Source organism: Microbacterium sp. SCN 69-37, assembly GCF_001724435.1.
Classification (GTDB): Bacteria; Actinomycetota; Actinomycetes; order Actinomycetales; family Microbacteriaceae; genus Microbacterium; species Microbacterium laevaniformans.
The window spans coordinates 1-15269 of sequence record NZ_MEEL01000041.1; the positions used below are offsets into that span (position 1 = coordinate 1).

A 15269-nucleotide genomic window follows, 5' to 3' on the forward strand; every position below is an offset into this window, starting at 1 on the left:
CATCGTGACCTGGCTGCGGTCGGGCAGCACGAACCGCGCGCCGCGGCCGCGGTAGTTCTTGATCATCGAGAAGATGTAGTCCCAGCGGCCCGCGTTCAGACCCGCGACGTGGTCGCGCAGCTCGAACAGGATCTCCTCCATCTCGAACGCCGCCGGCAGCGTCTCGATGAGCACCGTCGCGCGGATGGTGCCGTGCGGGATGCCGAGGTGGTTCTCACTGAAGGTGAAGACGTCGTCCCACAGCTTCGCCTCCTCCGCCGACTCGATCTTCGGCAGGTAGAAGTAGGGGCCCACGCCGTTGTCGATCAGACGCTGCGCGTTGTGGAAGAAGTACAGGCCGTAGTCCACGAGCGAGCCGGATGCCGCGAGGTCGCGCCCGGCACGGTCGGTGTAGCGGATGTGCTTCTCGACCAGGTGCCAGCCGCGGGGACGCATCACGATCGTGGGGGTCTGCTCGGCGGTGACGCGGTACTCCTTGCCCTCGGGGCTCGTGTACGACAGCTGTCCGCGGATCGCGTCGAACAGCGAGAGCTGACCTTCGATGACGTTCCGCCAGGTGGGGCTCGTGGCATCCTCCTGGTCGGCCAGCCACACCTTCGCGCCCGAGTTGAGCGCGTTGATCGTCATCTTCGGGTCGGTGGGGCCGGTGATCTCGACGCGGCGATCCTCCAGGCCCGGACCCGCCCCGGCGACCTGCCACTCGGCATCCTCGCGGATGTGGGCCGTGTCGGAGCGGAACTGCGGGTCGTGCCCGTTGCCGATCTCGAAACGGCGCCGCATCCGGTCGGCGAGGCGGTCGTGACGGCGGCCGGCGAAGCGGACATGGAGCTCGGCGAGGAACGCGATGGCCGCGGGGGTGAGGATCTCCTCGTAGCGGTCGCGGATCGGTCCGGTGATGGTGATGGTCGATGCGGGCGCGGTGCCCGTGGCGGTGGGAGTCATGGCCCTGCTCTTTCTGTGTCGGTGGGTCGCGGGGTGGTGCTCAGTGGAACTGTTCGGCCTCAGTGGATCCCACCAGAGCCAGGGTCGCGCTGTCGGGGTTGAGCGCCGTGGAAACGAAGTCGAAGTAGCCGGTGCCCGCCTCGCGCTGGTGCTTGGTGGCGGTGTAGCCGCGGGACTCCGCAGCGAACTCGGCTTCCTGCAGCTCGACGTACGCGCTCATGGCGCGCTCGGCGTAGCCGGAGGCGAGATCGAACATCGAGTAGTTGAGGGCGTGGAAGCCGGCCAGCGTGATGAACTGGAACTTGTAGCCGAGGTCGGCCAGCTCCTGCTGGAAGGTCGCGATCTGCTCGTCGCTGAGGTGACGCTTCCAGTTGAAGCTCGGCGAGCAGTTGTAGGCGAGCATCTTGCCGGGGAACTGCTCGTGGATCGCGCTCGCGAACGCGCGGGCCAGCTCGATGTCGGGCTCTCCGGTCTCCACCCACAGAAGGTCGGCGTAGGGTGCGAACGCGAGGCCGCGGCTGATCACCGCCTCCAGGCCCGGGCGCACCCGGTAGAAGCCCTCGCTGGTGCGCTCGCCGGTCGTGAACTCCTGGTCGCGCGGGTCGACGTCGCTGGTGAGCAGGTCGGCCGCCAGCGCGTCGGTGCGGGCGATGATGACGGTTGGCACGCCGGCGACGTCGGCGGCGAGCCGAGCCGCGTTCAGGGTGCGGATGTGCTGCTGCGTGGGCACCAGCACCTTGCCGCCGAGGTGGCCGCACTTCTTCTCGCTGGCGAGCTGGTCTTCCCAGTGGATGCCCGCGGCACCCGACTGGATGAGCGACTGCGCCAGCTCGTACGCGTTGAGGGGGCCGCCGAAGCCCGCCTCGGCATCCGCGACGATGGGCGCCAGCCAGTCCTGCGTGAGCGTGCCTTCCGCGTGCTCGATCTGGTCCTGGCGGATCAGGGCGTTGTTGATGCGGCGGACGACGGCGGGAACCGAGTTGGCCGGGTAGAGGCTCTGGTCGGGGTAGGTCTGGCCGGCGAGGTTGCCGTCGGCGGCGACCTGCCACCCCGAGAGGTAGATGGCCTTCAGGCCCGCACGGACCTGCTGCACGGCCTGGCCGCCGGTGTAGGCGCCCAGCGCGCGGATGTAGTCCTCGGTGTGCAGGAGGTTCCAGAGGTTCTCCGCGCCGCGGCGGGCGAGGGTGTTCTCCTCGCGGACGCTGCCGCGCAGGCGGATGACGTCCTGGGCGGTGTACGTGCGCTGCACGCCGTCCCAGCGGGGGTCGGTGTCCCAGATCTCCTGCAGCTCGGCGGCGGTCTGCGTCTGGTCGCCGGCGCGGAGGGGCGGCTGACCGGGGGTGGCCTGGATCGTCATGGTGCTCTCCTTCATCGGATGCCGGGCGGTGCCGGCGGTGGCTCGTGTCTCCACTTTGGGTGAAGTTCGAGGCCAGAAGTAACCAATACCACTGTGAAGATTGATCAAACTTCACGTTCTGTGACACAATCCCGGACATGACGAACATCGATGTTCCCGTGGCGGCCTCCACGACAGCGTCCGAGGAGGAGGCCGATGCGCTCACGATCGGCCGGCGCATCCGCCAGCTGCGCACCGCCCGCGGGATGACCCTCGACGAACTCGCCGCGGCGGTCGAACGGGCGCCGAGCCAGCTGTCGATGATCGAGACGGGCAAGCGCGAACCCAAACTCACGCTCCTCCGTGCCATTGCGAAGGCGCTCGGTGCCACGGTCGATCAGCTGCTCGAGGCCGAGCCACTCGACGAGCGCGCCACGCTCGAGATCGCGCTCGAGCGCGCCATGAAGGGCTCGACGTTCCGCGCCCTCGGCATCGAGCCGTTCCGCATCGGCAAGTCTCTGCCCGACGACGCGCTGCGCGCGCTGCTCGCGCTGCAGGGCGAGATCGAGCGACTCGGCGACGAGCGCTCCGCTACTCCCGAGGAGGCGCGTCGGGCGAACGTCGAGCTGCGCCACCTCATGCGTCGCCAGGACAACTACTTCGCCGAGCTCGAGGAGCACGCCCGCGCCATCCTTCGCGCCGTCGACCACCCGGGCGGGCCGCTCACGCAGCGCACGGCATCAGATATCGCCGCTCACCTGGGATTCTCCCTCCACTATGTCGCCGATCTGCCGGCCTCGACGCGCTCGGTCGCCGACATCAAGCACGGCCGGCTGTACCTGTCGAGCACGGTGCCCGCGAAGGGGGACTCCCGCACCGCGGTGCTGCAGGCGCTCGCCAGCCGCATCCTCGGGCACGCCGAGCCGCGCTCCTACGCCGAGTTCCTGCGTCAGCGGGTGGAGACGAACTACCTGACCGGGGCTCTCCTGATCCCTGAAGATCACGCCGTCCCGGTGCTGCACGACGCGAAGTCGCGGCGCGCGCTGTCGATCGAAGACCTCCGCGATGCGTACTCGGTGTCGTACGAGACCGCGGCGCACCGCTTCACCAATCTGGCGACGCGGCATCTCGGCATCCCGGTGCACTTCTTGAAGGTGCACGAGTCGGGCACCATCACGAAGGCGTACGAGAACGACGACGTGAACTTCCCGGCCGATCGGCTCGGCTCGATCGAGGGGCAGCTGTGCTGTCGGCGTTGGACGAGCCGCGCCGTGTTCGACATTCCCGACAAATTCAACCCGTACTACCAGTACACCGACACCGGCAACGGCACGTTCTGGTGCACGGCCCGCGTGGAGACCTCCAGTGAGGGTGCGCACTCGGTGTCGGTGGGCGTGCGCTTCGACGACACGAAGTGGTTCGTCGGGCGCGAGACCACCAACCGCAGCGTCTCCCGTCACTCGGTCGAGGTGTGCTGCCGGCGCGCTCCCGCCGAGCTGGAGTCGCAGTGGCGCGATCAGGCGTGGCCGAATGTGCGCACGCCCCGGACGCTGCTCGCGACGCTGCCGACCGGCGCGTTCCCCGGCGTCGACACGACCGACCTGTACGAGTTCCTCGAGGTGCACGCCCCGCGCGACTGAGGCGGGCGCGGGTCACGCTCCGGGAGGAGATTTCACGCCGGGAGGATGCCGCTGCGGCATCCGTCCTCCCGGGGTGAAATCTCCTCCGGTGGTGTGGGCGCGGACCGCTCAGGCGACGGCGTTCCAGCGCAGGCGCGGGGCGGCGGCATCCACTTCGTCGAGGACGGCCGCGGGCGAGGCGACCGGGAACGTCGTGATCAGTCGCTGGATGCCGCCGTTGATCAGCGCGTAGGCGAGGGCGGAAGGGCCGGATGCCGCGGCGCGCCCGATCGCGATGACGGCTTCCGTGTCGTGCACCCGCTGACGGCGCACCGGAGTGCGCTCCACCAGTGCGGCGGCGGCAGCGGCGACCCGCGCCAGCAGGGTCTCGCCCGTCGGCACCGCCCAGGGGAGGAAGGCGTCGGCGGCCAGCCCGTAGGCGCGGGCGAGGTCGCCGTCCAACCAGCGCTCGCGTTTGAGGCCGTAGGGGGTCGGCGTCGTCGACAGCAGATAGCCGTAGACGTGCAGCAGGCCGGCGTTGCCGACGGGGAAGCGGGCGTCGATGCCGGCGCGCTCGTGGAGCGCCCTGAAGACCGACGCCGCGACCACGGATGTGCCCGTGTTCTCGTCGATGACCGTGGACAGCCCCCATGCGTCGAATCGGCGCGCGGCGGCGTCGGCGTCGATCGAGGTGCCGAGCCAGGGGAGGAGGTCGAAGGCGGCCGCGGGATCGCCCGTGGCGAGCGCGGCCGCGGCGTCGAGTCGCGAGAGCTCCCCGCCACTTTTTACCGGATGTTCATCTGCCGTGGTCATTACGTCCACACATGTCCTTCACTATGGACAAAGCGTCCAGCTTCACGGACGCGTTCGTCACCCGCAGGGAGATCCGTGCCTCGTCCCATTCTCATCTTCGACTTCGACGGTACCGTCGCCCTCGGCGACGGGCCGGTGCGCGCGTACGCCCGCGCCGTCGCCAGCGAGGCCGGACTGTCGCCGTCGTTCGTCGATGAGATCGCCACCGGCCTCTCCGACGGCGATGACGCCATCGACGCCTACGACCTCGTGCGGGTGCGCGCCGTCGCGGCCGGAGCCGCCCCCGAGCACCTCGCGCGCGGCTACGCCGCCAGCCGCGCACAGCTCGCGTCCGACGACGCTCCCGTTCTCGCCCCCGAGGGCCTCGCCACCTTCCTCGCGACGGTCGACGCGGAGCGCATTCTGGTCACGAACGCTCCCGGTGTGCGCATCCCGGAGGCGCTGACGGCGCTCGCGCTGGACGGTCTGTTCGACAGCGTCGTCGTCGACGCCGGCAAGCCCGACGGACTCGCCGCGCTGCTCGACGCGCTCGATGCGGATGCCGACGTCCTCGCCGTCGGCGACATCTGGCGCAACGACCTCGCCCCGGCGCACGCGCGTGGCCATGCCACGGCGCTGGTCGGCGGTTACCCCGACGCCGCCGCGACCCCCGACTTCCACGCCGCCACGCTCCCCGAACTCCTTCCCGCCCTCACCGAATGGGTGCACGCCCACGCGCGTACCCGCTGACCCTCCCGCACACACGCATCACCCGACACCGAAGGACACCTCATGCGCATCACCCGCCTCCGACTGGCCGCGGTCGCCGCGACGGCGCTCGCCGCCACCGTCGCGCTCGCCGGCTGCTCCGGCAGCTCCGACGCTTCCGGCTCCGCCGCGCCCGCCGCCGACCCGACCTCGCTCGTTCTCGCTCTCGTCCCCTCGCAGGACCAGGCCGGACTCGTCGACACCGCCAAGCCCCTGACCGACATGCTGAGCTCGGAACTCGGCATCCCCGTCACGGGCGTCGTGTCGAAGGACTACCAGGCCGCCGTCGAGGCGATGGGCGCCGACCAGGCGCAGATCGGCTTCCTGCCGTCGCTGCAGCTGTGGCAGGCCAGCGACCGGTACGGCGCGAAGGTCGTGCTGCAGACCGAGCGCAACGGCGCCATCACCTACCCGGCCCAGTTCATGACGAACAACCCGAGCAAGTACTGCTCAGACACCCCCGTCGACAAGGACGGGATGCTCTACTGCAACGGCACCGACAAGCTCGCCACCCCGAGCGGCCTCGACGCGATCACCAAGATCGCCGGCGCGAAGGTCGCTGTGCTCGGCCCCGGCTCTCCTGCCGGCTACATCTACCCGATGCTCGCCCTCAAGGAGAAGGGCATCGACATCGACAACGGGTTCCAGAAGATCCCGGTCACCGCCAACGACGCCTCGGTCATGGCCGTCTACAAGGGCGATGCCGAGGTCGGCTTCAGCTTCTGGGACGCGCGCACGCTCGTGAAGAAGGACACCCCCGACGTGGGCCAGAAGGTCGTCGTGTTCGCCCTGAGCGACCCGATCCCCAACGACGGCGTCGCCGTCTCGTCGAAGCTGTCGCCGGCGCTGCAGGACAAGATCACGCAGGCGCTGGAGTCCTACTCCAACACCGACGAGGGCTCGAAGGTGCTGCAGAGCATCTACTCCATCACCAAGCTCGCGCCGGCCAACCCCGCATCGCTCGACGTCGTCGCGCGGGCCGCCCAGCAGCTGGGACTGCAGTGACGGATCGCATCCTGCCCCAGGGCATCGCGGCTGCGGCCGCGGTGCCCTGGGGCATCCGTCTGGACGGGGTCACCGTCCGCTACCCCAACGGCACCGTGGGCCTGCGCGGTGTGGATCTCGAGATCGCGCCGGGCGAGAGGGTCTGCATCGTCGGCCTCTCCGGGTCGGGAAAGTCGACGCTGATCCGCACGATCAACGGCCTCGTGCCCGTGACGGAGGGCACCGTGACCGTCGGCGGCGAGCGCGTCGACAACGCACGGGGCACGCGCCTTCGCCACCTCCGCGGGCAGATCGGCATGGTGTTTCAGGGGTTCAACCTCGCCGGTCGGACGACCGTGCTGAACAACGTGCTCGTGGGGCGTCTCACCCACACGCCGTACTGGCGCACCCTGGCGGGCGCCTACCGCGACGCCGACAAGCAGATCGCCTTCGAGGCGCTCGATCGCGTCGGCATCCTGTCGAAGGTGTGGGATCGGGCCTCGGCCCTGTCGGGCGGCCAGCAGCAGCGCGTCGCGATCGCGCGCGCCCTTGCGCAGCAGCCGCGGATCGTCCTCGCCGATGAGCCGGTCGCGAGTCTCGACCCGCCCACCGCGCACGGCGTCATGGGCGATCTGCGGCGGATCAACGCCGACCTCGGCATCACGGTGCTGGTCAACATCCACCTGCTCGATCTCGCGCGGCAGTACGGCGCGCGCATCATCGGCATGCGCGCCGGGGAGGTCGTCTTCGACGGGCCGGCCGCGAGCGCGACGGATGCCGACTTCGAGAACATCTACGGACGGTCGCTGACCGGCGACGATCGGCTCGATCGATGAGCGTCGCGCCCGCGGCATCCGCGCTGGTGGTGCCCGAGCGGCCTCGACGCCGCGCCGGCACGTGGATCGCGGTGGCGGTCGTCGTCGTGATCACGGTGTTCACGTGCCTTCCGGGCATCGGCGTGGGCTTGGATGTCGCGCCGATCGTCGCGAACTGGCGAAACGGTGCCACGAAGATCGTCGAACTGCTCACGCCCGACTGGTCGTTCTTTCCGCGCACCGTCGCGCCGATGCTCGAGACGCTGCAGATGGCGGTGCTGGGAACCGTCGTGGGGGCCGCGATCTCGCTGCCGTTGTCGTTCTGGGCGGCACGGCCCACCAATCCGCACCCCGCCTTCCGCGGTGCGGTGCGGACCCTGCTGAATGTGATCCGCGCGGTGCCCGAGCTCGTCTACGCGGCGGTGCTCGTCGCGATGGTCGGCGTCGGCGCGCTTCCCGGCATCCTCGCCCTCGCGATCTTCAACATCGGCATCATCGTCAAGCTCGTCTCCGAGGCGATCGACGCGCAGGATGCCGGTGCCATCGAAGCCGGTCGGGCCGCCGGTGGCACGCAGGCGCAGATCAACCGCGCCGTCGCCCTCCCCGATGCGTGGCCGGCATTCGTGTCGCAGACCCTGTACGTGTTCGAGCTGAACGTGCGCGCCTCGACGGTGCTGGGGCTCGTCGGCGCCGGAGGGATCGGGCTGCTCATCGACGCGGTCCGCACGTTCTACCGCTACGACCAGCTCTCCCTCATCATCCTCGAAGTGCTCGTCGTGGTCGTCGTGATCGACCTGATGAGCGACGCCATCAGACGGAGGCTCGTATGACCGCCCTCGCCCCGCGCGCCGCACACCGGCCGCGCGCCCTGCAGGTCCCATCGCGCCGCCGGTCGCCGTGGCGCGCGATCGCCGCGGTCATCGTGACCGTCGTCGTGGTCGCCGCCTTCTGGTCGGTCCAGATCTCGTGGAGCCGTCTGGCCGACCTACCCGCCGACATCGGCCGCTACCTGTGGCTCATGTTCTCCGCGCCGGAGTGGTCGAAGCTGCCCGAGGCGCTCTGGCAGACGTGGCGGAGCATCGAGATGGCGTGGGTGGGCACGGTGCTCGGCATCCTGCTGGCGACGCCGCTCAGCCTCGTTGCGGCCCGTGGATTCGGACCCCTCTGGCTGCGCGCCGCGCTGCGGCTCGTGTTCTCGGTGATCCGCGCGGTGCCGGAGCTGATCATCGCGATCATCATCCTCTCGGTCACCGGGCTGACCCCGCTGACGGGTGCGCTCGCGTTGGCCGTCAACGGCATCGGCACGCTCGGAAAATGGGGCTACGAAGCGGTCGAGGCGGTGCCGCCCGGGCCGATCGAGGCGGCGCGGGCCGCAGGTGGGTCGACGGCGCAGGTGCTGCGGTGGGGCGTGTGGCCGCAGGCGCAGCCGGTGTTCCTGTCGTTCTGGCTCTACCGGTTCGAGATCAACGTGCGCTCCTCGGCCGTTCTGGGCCTCATCGGCGTCGGCGGCATCGGCGATATGCTGACGTCCTACACCCAGTACCGGGAGTGGTCCACCGTGGGGATGCTGCTCATCGTGGTGATCGTCGTCACGATGGCGATCGACGCGGCGAGCGGGGCGCTCCGCCGGCGAATCATGGAGGGTCCGCGTGCCCGTTGACGCGCCGACGACGGTGCGCATCGCCGCGATGCGCAACGGCCTGCAGCCCACCGAGCGGCGGGTCGCCGACCTCATCGTCGCCGAGCCCGACGCGGTGGTGGAGCTCACCGCGCAGCAGCTGGCAGACCGCGCCGGCGTCGCCCGGTCATCGGTCGTGCGGGCGTGTCAGTCGCTCGGCTATCGCGGCTATCCGCAACTGCGCGTCGCCTTGGCGGCGGAACTCGGCGCGCAGCCGCCGCGCGATGCGGACCACGGTGACGGCCCGCTCGGCGAGCTGCGCGCAGCCCTCGCCCGCACCGCGCAGTCGCTGACCACGGCGGTGAGCCTGATGAGCGCTGACGATGTGTCGTCCGCGGTCGCCGACGTCGCCCGCGCCTCGCGCCTGCTGGTCGTCGCGAACGGCCTGTCGGCGCCGGTCGCGAGCGATCTGGCCATGCGGCTGACGGCGGTCGGCCGTCCCGCCGAGGTGATCGCGGACGCCATCGCACAGCAGATCGCGGCGCGTCAGCTGTCGTCCGCCGACGTGTGCGTCGTCGTGAGCGGTTCGGGGGCGAACGCCGCGAGCGTGCGGGCCGCGGAGGCCGCGCGCAGCGCCGGCGCGCGCGTGCTGGCCCTGACCTCCTTCGCGTCCAGCCCGCTGGCCGACCTCGCCGACCGTTCGCTCGTGATCACCCCGACCGGCGTCAGCTTCCGCGAGGAGCTTGCCCACACCTCGCGGGTCGCACACGCCGCGTTCGTGGAGGCGTTCGTGGATGCCGTCGCGGGCGTGCTGGGGGAGAGGGCCCGCGTCGTGCGGGCGCACGTGCTCGGCATCCTGTCGGACAACCTCGACGACGGCACCGCCTGAGCGCGCCGGCCGATCTCGCTGGCCGATCTCGTCGGGCAGGGCGATCCTCCCCGGTCGTGGTGCGCTTCGGCTCAGTCGTGCTGCGCTGCGGGAGGAGATTTCGCGTCGGGAGGATGTTGTCGCGGCATCCGTCCTCCTGGGCGGAAATCTCCTCCGCGACTGCGGCCGTCGTCGCGCGCGATCGCCGCACTCACGTTCGGTGCACTGGCGGGAGGTGCGCCCGTGACCGCGGCGCCCCCCGACGGCGCCGGAGCGCAGAACAGCGCTGCGGATGGAGCCGGGGGTCCCGGCCATCCCAGCGGGAAGGACGCCCGCGAGCTCCTGCGCTACGCCACCGACACCTGGACGTCGATGGCCGCGATGGCCCACCCCGAGACGGGCCTCGTCGACGACAACATGCGCTGATCGACCACCTCGTCGGCGACCACCAGTACGACGACGTCGCCTTCGTCGGGCGCCAGGAGGGCTTCGACAACTCCGAACGCTTTCGGGAGTACCGGGCGTCGCTGATGCGGTGGGGTCTGCGTCCCCGTGACGAGCCGATCGACGGCACCGTGCGCGGTCCGCATCGGATGCTCGAGCAGCTCGGCGCGCTCCACGTCCGCGGTGCGCTGCCGCGTGTTCTCGTCTGCGCGAGCGACCAGCACGCCCTCATGGCGCTGGATGCGCTCGCCGGCCTCGGCGTGCGCGTGCCCGACGAGGTGGCCGTCACCGGGTTCGACGGCATCCTGGCCGGTCGGCTCAGCACGCCGACACTCACCTCCGTGCGCCAGCCGATGGAGGCGATGGGGCGCGCCGCCGCCCGCATCCTCGCCGGCACCGCCGGTGCGCTGCCCGACGGGCACGCCCGCTTCGACGCGGTGTTCGCGCCGCGGGTCGTGCTGCGGCGCAGCTGCGGATGTTGATCGTCCGTGTCGGCGGGCTATCAGATTCCTATGGATGCCGCGTGAGCCGCTGATTCTTGGCCTTGTCTCAGAGCCGGTCGGCGACGCTCGACGCATGACCACACAGGCCGCCACGCGATCCACATTCATCGCCGCCGTGCCGCGCGTCGGCATCCGCTCGCGCCGCCCCCTCTGGCGGCTGCTCGCGATCGGCGTCATCTGGGCGACGAGCCTGTTCGTCGTCGCGCTGTGGATCGCCGGTGGCGCCGTGCAGGACCTGCGGGCGATGGATGCCGACACCTTGAACACGCTGGGGCGGATCACTGGTCTCGTCTCGGCGAATCTGCTGCTGTACCAGGTGCTGCTGATGGCGCGCGTGCCGCTGTTCGAGCGAGCCTTCGGGCGCGATGCGATCACGCGGATGCACCGCTGGGTCGGCTTCTGGTCGTTCTGGCTGCTGCTGGCCCACATCGCCCTGCTGGTGGTCGGCTACGCCGCCCAGGCCGGTGTCAACGTGATCGCCCAGCTGTGGGACTTCGTCTGGAACTACCCCGGGATGATGCTCGCGACGGCGGGAACGGGCCTGCTGGTGCTCGTCGTGGTGACCAGCATCCGCCGAGCGCGGCGTGCCATGCGCTACGAGTCGTGGCACCTGCTGCACCTGTACGGGTACCTCGGTGTCGGGCTGGCGATTCCGCACATGCTGTGGACCGGCGCCGATTTCGCCGCGCATCCGCTCGCCGAGGTGTACTGGTGGGGACTGTGGGCGGCGACCGCCGCCGCGGTCATCGTCTTCCGCGTGGCGCTGCCGCTGTGGCGCTCCGCGCGTCACGACATCCGCGTCGTCGCCGTCGAGGCAGACGGGCCGGTGGGCGTCGTGGTCCGCATGCGCGGACGCGGCTTGGAGCGCCTCGGCGCCCGCGCCGGTCAGTTCTTCGTCTGGCGGTTTCTGGGCGCACCCGGCTGGACGCGCGGAGTCCCGCTGTCGCTGGCGGCCGACCCCCGCCGCGGCGAACTCGTCGTCGCGGCCCGCATGGTCGGCGACGGGACGCGCCGGTTGGCGACTCTCCGCCGGGGCACGCGCGTGTTGATCGAAGGGCCCTACGGCGAGTTCACGGGCGAGGCGCGGACGCGGCGGGGGATCGTCATGATGGGTGCCGGCGCCGGCGTCGCACCCCTCGTCTCGCTTCTCGAGGCCGAGCCGTATGCGCCCGGCGAGGCGATCCTGATCACTCGCGACCATGCGGCGGCCGAGTCGATGCGCGTGCGCGAGATCGAGCGCCTGGTCGCGCGCCGGGGCCTGCACCACGTGGCTCTGCACGGTCCGCGCCGCCGCGCCGGATCGACGTGGCTGCCGGTGACGTTCGCCGATGGGCGTGGCGCGGAGATGCTGCGGCGGATGGTGCCCGGCATCCACGATCACGACGTCTACCTCTGCGGCCCCGAGCCGTGGATGGCCTCGGTGCGTCGCGACCTGCGGGCTGCCGGGGTGCCGGCCGCTCAAATCCACAGCGAAGCCTTCGGCGTCTGAGTTCAGAGAGGACACCACCATGAAGAGAATCGTCTACGCCCTGCTCGCGACCGTCAGCGGCCTCGTGCTGCTGTTCAGCTATCGCACCTCCCTTCCCGAGGACGCGGCCGTCGCCGCACCGCTGAACGCGAATCGCACGGACGCCACCCGCGTCACCCCGGCTCCGGCGTCGCCGTCGGCCGGGACCTCGTCGACCACGACGACCCCCGGCGGGTCGAGTTCGAGCTCGTCGTCGGGGGCGACCTCTTCGACGACGACCACGTCGAAGAGCGGGCTCGCCGACGGCACGTTCACGGGCTCCGCGGTCAACACGCGCTACGGGGCGCTGCAGGTGCAGATCACCGTCTCGGGCGGCGTGATCACCGACGTGCAGACGCCGGCCTACCCCGATTACAGCAGCCGCGACCGTCAGATCAACCAGGACGCCCTGCCGCAGCTGATCTCCGAGACGCTCTCGGCCCAGAGCGCGCAGATCGACATGGTGTCGGGGGCGACGTACACGAGCACCGGGTACCTCGACTCGCTCCAGTCGGCGATCGACCAGGCCTCGGCATGAGCGAACCCAGCCGCCGCGCCTGGACGGCGGAGCTCATGGGCACGACCGCCAGCATCCACGTCATCGGCACTCCTGACGCGTGCGCGGCGGCGACGGATGCCGCGGCTTCCACCGTCGCGGCGCTCCGCGAGCTGGAGGCGATCTTCTCGACGTACCGTGCGGACTCGGAGATCTCGCGGCTGCGCCGCGGCGAGCTGAGCTTCGCCGACGCCGATCCGCGGCTGACGGATGTCGCCGATGCCTGCCGACGAGTCGAGGAGGCGACCGGCGGGCGGTTCAGCGCCTTCTGGCGGGAAGGCTTCGATCCCACCGGCTACGTGAAGGGCTGGGCGACGGATGTCGCCGCGACGGCGCACCTCCAGCCGCTGCTCGCGATGCCCGGGGTGAGCGCCGTCGGCATCAACGTCGGCGGCGACCTGAGGGTGTGGACCGCGCCCGGTGCGCCCTGGTCGTGGACCGTCGGCATCGCCGACCCGGTGCGGCCGGGGGCGGCCCTGGCGACGCTGCGGGTGCGCAACGGCGCCGTCGCCACCTCCGGAACCGCCGAGCGGGGAGCGCACCTCGTCGACCCTCGATCCGGCATCGCGGTGTCGGCTGCGGTGAGCGCGACGGTCGTTGCGGACGACCTCACCACCGCCGACGTGTGGGCGACCGCCCTCGCCGTCGCTGCCGGCGAGGACACCGGGTGGCTGTGGGACGCGCCGCTGCGGTCGGCGATGACGGTCACCGACGCCGGTGTCCGTCGATGGGTCGCGGGCGTCGGCGTCGAGACCGTCGCGGCGACCGCGGACTGAGGCCGCTACGGCGCCCGCGGCCTGAGGCCGCTACGCAGCCTGCGGCAGCCAGAGCAGCATGGTGGTACCGGCCGCCGACGTCCGCTCGATCTCGATCCGGCCCCCGGCCGCCTCGGCCGCCTCGCGCACGAGCGCGAGACCCAGGCCGAAGCCGCGCCGCCGCCCCGACTCCGGGCCGCGGGCGAAGCGCTCGAAGATGCGCTCGCGATCGGCATCGGCGATGCCGCTGCCGCCGTCGCGCACCCGGATCGCGACCCCCCGTCCGTCGGATCGCGCCGACAGTGCGACCTCGCCGCCGCCCGGGGTGTGCTGCACTGCGTTGTCCAGGAGCGCGACGCAGAGCCGGTCGAGGGTGACGCGGGGAAGGCGCACCCGCAGGCCCGCGCCGTCGCCCTGACCGACGCGGACGCGCACGCCCGCCTCCTCGGCCAGCGGCGCCACCGTGGCCGCCGCGGCCGTCAGCGCCGCGTCGACGACGGCGGGCTCGGCATCCGTCGCCGTTCCCTCCGCCGTCAGCAGCATGTCGGTGAGCACGGCGTCCATGACCGACGCGTCGGCGCGCAGCGCCGCGAGCGTGTCGGTGAGGTCTTCGCCGCGTCGGTAGCGGCGCTCCAGGATCTGCGTCCGGCTCGTGAGAGCCGTCAGCGGCGTGCGGATCTCGTGGCTCGCGTCGGCGACGAAGCGGCGCTGCAGCCGCAGGGCACCGGCCAACGGGGCCACCGCGCGGCGGGCGGCGAACCAGGCGACGAGGGCGAGCAGCGCCACCCCGGCGAGACCGAGCGCGACGACCCAGGGGAGGATGCGGTCGACGTCGACGACGATGCGGTCGCCGTCCGGCGGACCGCTGCGGCCGCCGCCCTCGCCGTTGTGGTGCAGTTCGGGTCGGGCCGACAGCAGCAGGACGGCCACGAGAAGCGCGACTCCCGCCGTCACCACGACGGCCGATGCGGCACCGACGAGCAGACCGACGTGGACCGCGGCGCGACGAACGCGCCGGCGGTCGGCCTCGTCGCTCACGAGGGGCTCCCCGCACGGTAGCCGCGACCGCGAACGGTCTCGATGATCTCGGGCGACGCCTTGCGGCGGATGTAGTGCACGTAGGTGTCGACCGAGCTCAGTGCATCATCGGAGGAGAAGACGGCACGGAGGATCTCGTCGCGGGAGAAGACGTGCTCGGGGCTCTCGCTCAGCAGCGCCACCAGGCGCGCCTCGGTCGCCGTCAGCGTGACGCGTTCGCCGCCGTCGCCGTAGAGGGTGCGCGACTCGGCGACGAAGGTCCAGTCGCCGAGGTGGCGCCGACGTCCCTCGGCGTGGTGACCGCGCACGAGGGCGCGCAGCCGCGCGAGCAGCTCCTCGAAGTCGAACGGCTTGACGAGGTAGTCGTTTGCGCCGCTGTCGAGGCCGTCGACCCGGTCGGCGACGGCACCGAGAGCCGTCAGCAGCAGCACGGGCGTCGTGAGGCGTGCGGTGCGCATCGCCTGAACGATCTCCACGCCGTCCAGCCCGGGCAGGCGCCGGTCGACGACCAGCACGTCGAAGCGCTCGGCGAGCACGCGCTCCCGTGCGGCGAGGCCATCGGTCAGGTGCGTGACGTCATAGACCTCGGAGAGCACCTCGACCGTCATCCCCGCGATCGTCGGGTCGTCTTCGACGTAGAGCAGGCGTGGCCGTGCACCGTCGCGGGTCATCGCTCCTCCGATCCTCGCCGCCACCATTCACCCACATCCGCGCCAAGAATCCG

Annotated in this window: 16 protein-coding genes and 1 pseudogene; 12 read left to right on the top strand and 5 right to left on the bottom strand. The window is 71.3% G+C overall.

Annotated elements, in window-relative coordinates; translation table 11 throughout:
- Positions 1 to 942, bottom strand: a pseudogene (locus tag ABS64_RS12005) (malate synthase A); the annotation flags it as partial.
- Between the two features lie 40 nt (positions 943 to 982).
- Positions 983 to 2299, bottom strand: coding sequence for an isocitrate lyase (aceA, locus tag ABS64_RS12010; protein WP_016464356.1), 1317 nt, complete (start codon positions 2297 to 2299; stop codon positions 983 to 985).
- 137 nt (positions 2300 to 2436) lie between these two features.
- Here aceA and ABS64_RS12015 point away from each other — a divergent pair, with 137 nt between their 5' ends.
- Positions 2437 to 3918 carry a helix-turn-helix transcriptional regulator gene (locus ABS64_RS12015; protein WP_292683786.1) on the top strand — a complete coding sequence of 494 codons (1482 nt, stop codon included), beginning with the start codon at positions 2437 to 2439 and terminating at the stop codon, positions 3916 to 3918.
- A 108-nt stretch (positions 3919 to 4026) separates the two neighbouring features.
- Here the strand turns inward: ABS64_RS12015 and ABS64_RS12020 are convergent, their stop codons facing one another.
- Positions 4027 to 4710, bottom strand: coding sequence for an amino acid deaminase (locus ABS64_RS12020; RefSeq protein WP_292683788.1), 684 nt, complete (start codon positions 4708 to 4710; stop codon positions 4027 to 4029).
- A gap of 75 nt (positions 4711 to 4785) precedes the next feature.
- Between ABS64_RS12020 and ABS64_RS12025 the strand changes: the two genes are divergently transcribed.
- The 11 genes from ABS64_RS12025 (at position 4786) to ABS64_RS12075 (ending at position 13528) form a co-directional block, all read left to right on the top strand.
- Positions 4786 to 5439: a hydrolase gene (locus ABS64_RS12025; RefSeq protein ID WP_292683790.1), complete on the top strand. Its 654-nt coding sequence runs from the start codon at positions 4786 to 4788 to the stop codon at positions 5437 to 5439.
- Between the two features lie 42 nt (positions 5440 to 5481).
- Positions 5482 to 6462, top strand: a complete 981-nt coding sequence (locus ABS64_RS12030) for a phosphate/phosphite/phosphonate ABC transporter substrate-binding protein (protein WP_292683792.1) — start codon at positions 5482 to 5484, stop codon at positions 6460 to 6462.
- The gene (gene phnC, locus ABS64_RS12035; protein WP_292683794.1) at positions 6459 to 7277 is read left to right on the top strand and encodes a phosphonate ABC transporter ATP-binding protein; all 819 of its coding nucleotides are present in this window, start codon (positions 6459 to 6461) and stop codon (positions 7275 to 7277) included. The genes ABS64_RS12030 and phnC overlap by 4 nt, the downstream gene beginning before the upstream one ends.
- The gene (phnE, locus tag ABS64_RS12040; RefSeq protein WP_292683796.1) at positions 7274 to 8086 is read left to right on the top strand and encodes a phosphonate ABC transporter, permease protein PhnE; all 813 of its coding nucleotides are present in this window, start codon (positions 7274 to 7276) and stop codon (positions 8084 to 8086) included. The genes phnC and phnE (ABS64_RS12040) overlap by 4 nt, the downstream gene beginning before the upstream one ends.
- The gene (gene phnE / locus ABS64_RS12045) at positions 8083 to 8916 is read left to right on the top strand and encodes a phosphonate ABC transporter, permease protein PhnE (RefSeq protein ID WP_292683798.1); all 834 of its coding nucleotides are present in this window, start codon (positions 8083 to 8085) and stop codon (positions 8914 to 8916) included. Before phnE (ABS64_RS12040) ends, phnE (ABS64_RS12045) begins: the two co-directional genes overlap by 4 nt.
- Positions 8906 to 9763 carry a MurR/RpiR family transcriptional regulator gene (locus ABS64_RS12050; RefSeq protein WP_292683800.1) on the top strand — a complete coding sequence of 286 codons (858 nt, stop codon included), beginning with the start codon at positions 8906 to 8908 and terminating at the stop codon, positions 9761 to 9763. Before phnE (ABS64_RS12045) ends, ABS64_RS12050 begins: the two co-directional genes overlap by 11 nt.
- A gap of 222 nt (positions 9764 to 9985) precedes the next feature.
- Positions 9986 to 10168 (top strand): hypothetical protein, encoded by a 183-nt coding sequence (locus tag ABS64_RS12055; RefSeq protein WP_292683827.1) that lies wholly within the window; start codon positions 9986 to 9988, stop codon positions 10166 to 10168.
- Positions 10168 to 10668, top strand: coding sequence for a substrate-binding domain-containing protein (locus tag ABS64_RS12060; protein ID WP_292683822.1), 501 nt, complete (start codon positions 10168 to 10170; stop codon positions 10666 to 10668). The genes ABS64_RS12055 and ABS64_RS12060 overlap by 1 nt, the downstream gene beginning before the upstream one ends.
- A gap of 94 nt (positions 10669 to 10762) precedes the next feature.
- On the top strand, positions 10763 to 12178 hold the full coding sequence (locus ABS64_RS12065) for a ferric reductase-like transmembrane domain-containing protein (RefSeq protein WP_061682586.1): 1416 nt from the start codon (positions 10763 to 10765) through the stop codon (positions 12176 to 12178).
- A 19-nt stretch (positions 12179 to 12197) separates the two neighbouring features.
- Positions 12198 to 12734: an FMN-binding protein gene (locus ABS64_RS12070; RefSeq protein WP_016464367.1), complete on the top strand. Its 537-nt coding sequence runs from the start codon at positions 12198 to 12200 to the stop codon at positions 12732 to 12734.
- A complete protein-coding gene (locus ABS64_RS12075; RefSeq protein ID WP_061682587.1) occupies positions 12731 to 13528 on the top strand; it encodes an FAD:protein FMN transferase in 798 nt (265 codons plus the stop codon). Before ABS64_RS12070 ends, ABS64_RS12075 begins: the two co-directional genes overlap by 4 nt.
- A gap of 30 nt (positions 13529 to 13558) precedes the next feature.
- Here ABS64_RS12075 and ABS64_RS12080 read toward each other — a convergent pair whose 3' ends face one another.
- Positions 13559 to 14545 carry a HAMP domain-containing sensor histidine kinase gene (locus ABS64_RS12080; protein ID WP_061682589.1) on the bottom strand — a complete coding sequence of 329 codons (987 nt, stop codon included), beginning with the start codon at positions 14543 to 14545 and terminating at the stop codon, positions 13559 to 13561.
- A complete protein-coding gene (locus tag ABS64_RS12085; RefSeq protein WP_036287313.1) occupies positions 14542 to 15216 on the bottom strand; it encodes a response regulator transcription factor in 675 nt (224 codons plus the stop codon). The genes ABS64_RS12080 and ABS64_RS12085 overlap by 4 nt, the downstream gene beginning before the upstream one ends.
- Between the last annotated feature and the right edge of the window lie 53 nt (positions 15217 to 15269).

Bases quoted from the DNA above. Each gene is read 5' to 3' on its own strand.
- aceA (WP_016464356.1), bottom strand. From the start codon at position 2,299: ATGACGATCCAGGCCACCCCCGGTCAGCCGCCCCTCCGCGCCGGCGAC.
- ABS64_RS12015 (WP_292683786.1), top strand. From the start codon at position 2,437: ATGACGAACATCGATGTTCCCGTGGCGGCCTCCACGACAGCGTCCGAG.
- ABS64_RS12020 (WP_292683788.1), bottom strand. From the start codon at position 4,710: ATGACCACGGCAGATGAACATCCGGTAAAAAGTGGCGGGGAGCTCTCG.
- ABS64_RS12030 (WP_292683792.1), top strand. From the start codon at position 5,482: ATGCGCATCACCCGCCTCCGACTGGCCGCGGTCGCCGCGACGGCGCTC.
- phnE (WP_292683796.1), top strand. From the start codon at position 7,274: ATGAGCGTCGCGCCCGCGGCATCCGCGCTGGTGGTGCCCGAGCGGCCT.
- phnE (WP_292683798.1), top strand. From the start codon at position 8,083: ATGACCGCCCTCGCCCCGCGCGCCGCACACCGGCCGCGCGCCCTGCAG.
- ABS64_RS12065 (WP_061682586.1), top strand. From the start codon at position 10,763: ATGACCACACAGGCCGCCACGCGATCCACATTCATCGCCGCCGTGCCG.
- ABS64_RS12070 (WP_016464367.1), top strand. From the start codon at position 12,198: ATGAAGAGAATCGTCTACGCCCTGCTCGCGACCGTCAGCGGCCTCGTG.
- ABS64_RS12075 (WP_061682587.1), top strand. From the start codon at position 12,731: ATGAGCGAACCCAGCCGCCGCGCCTGGACGGCGGAGCTCATGGGCACG.
- ABS64_RS12085 (WP_036287313.1), bottom strand. From the start codon at position 15,216: ATGACCCGCGACGGTGCACGGCCACGCCTGCTCTACGTCGAAGACGAC.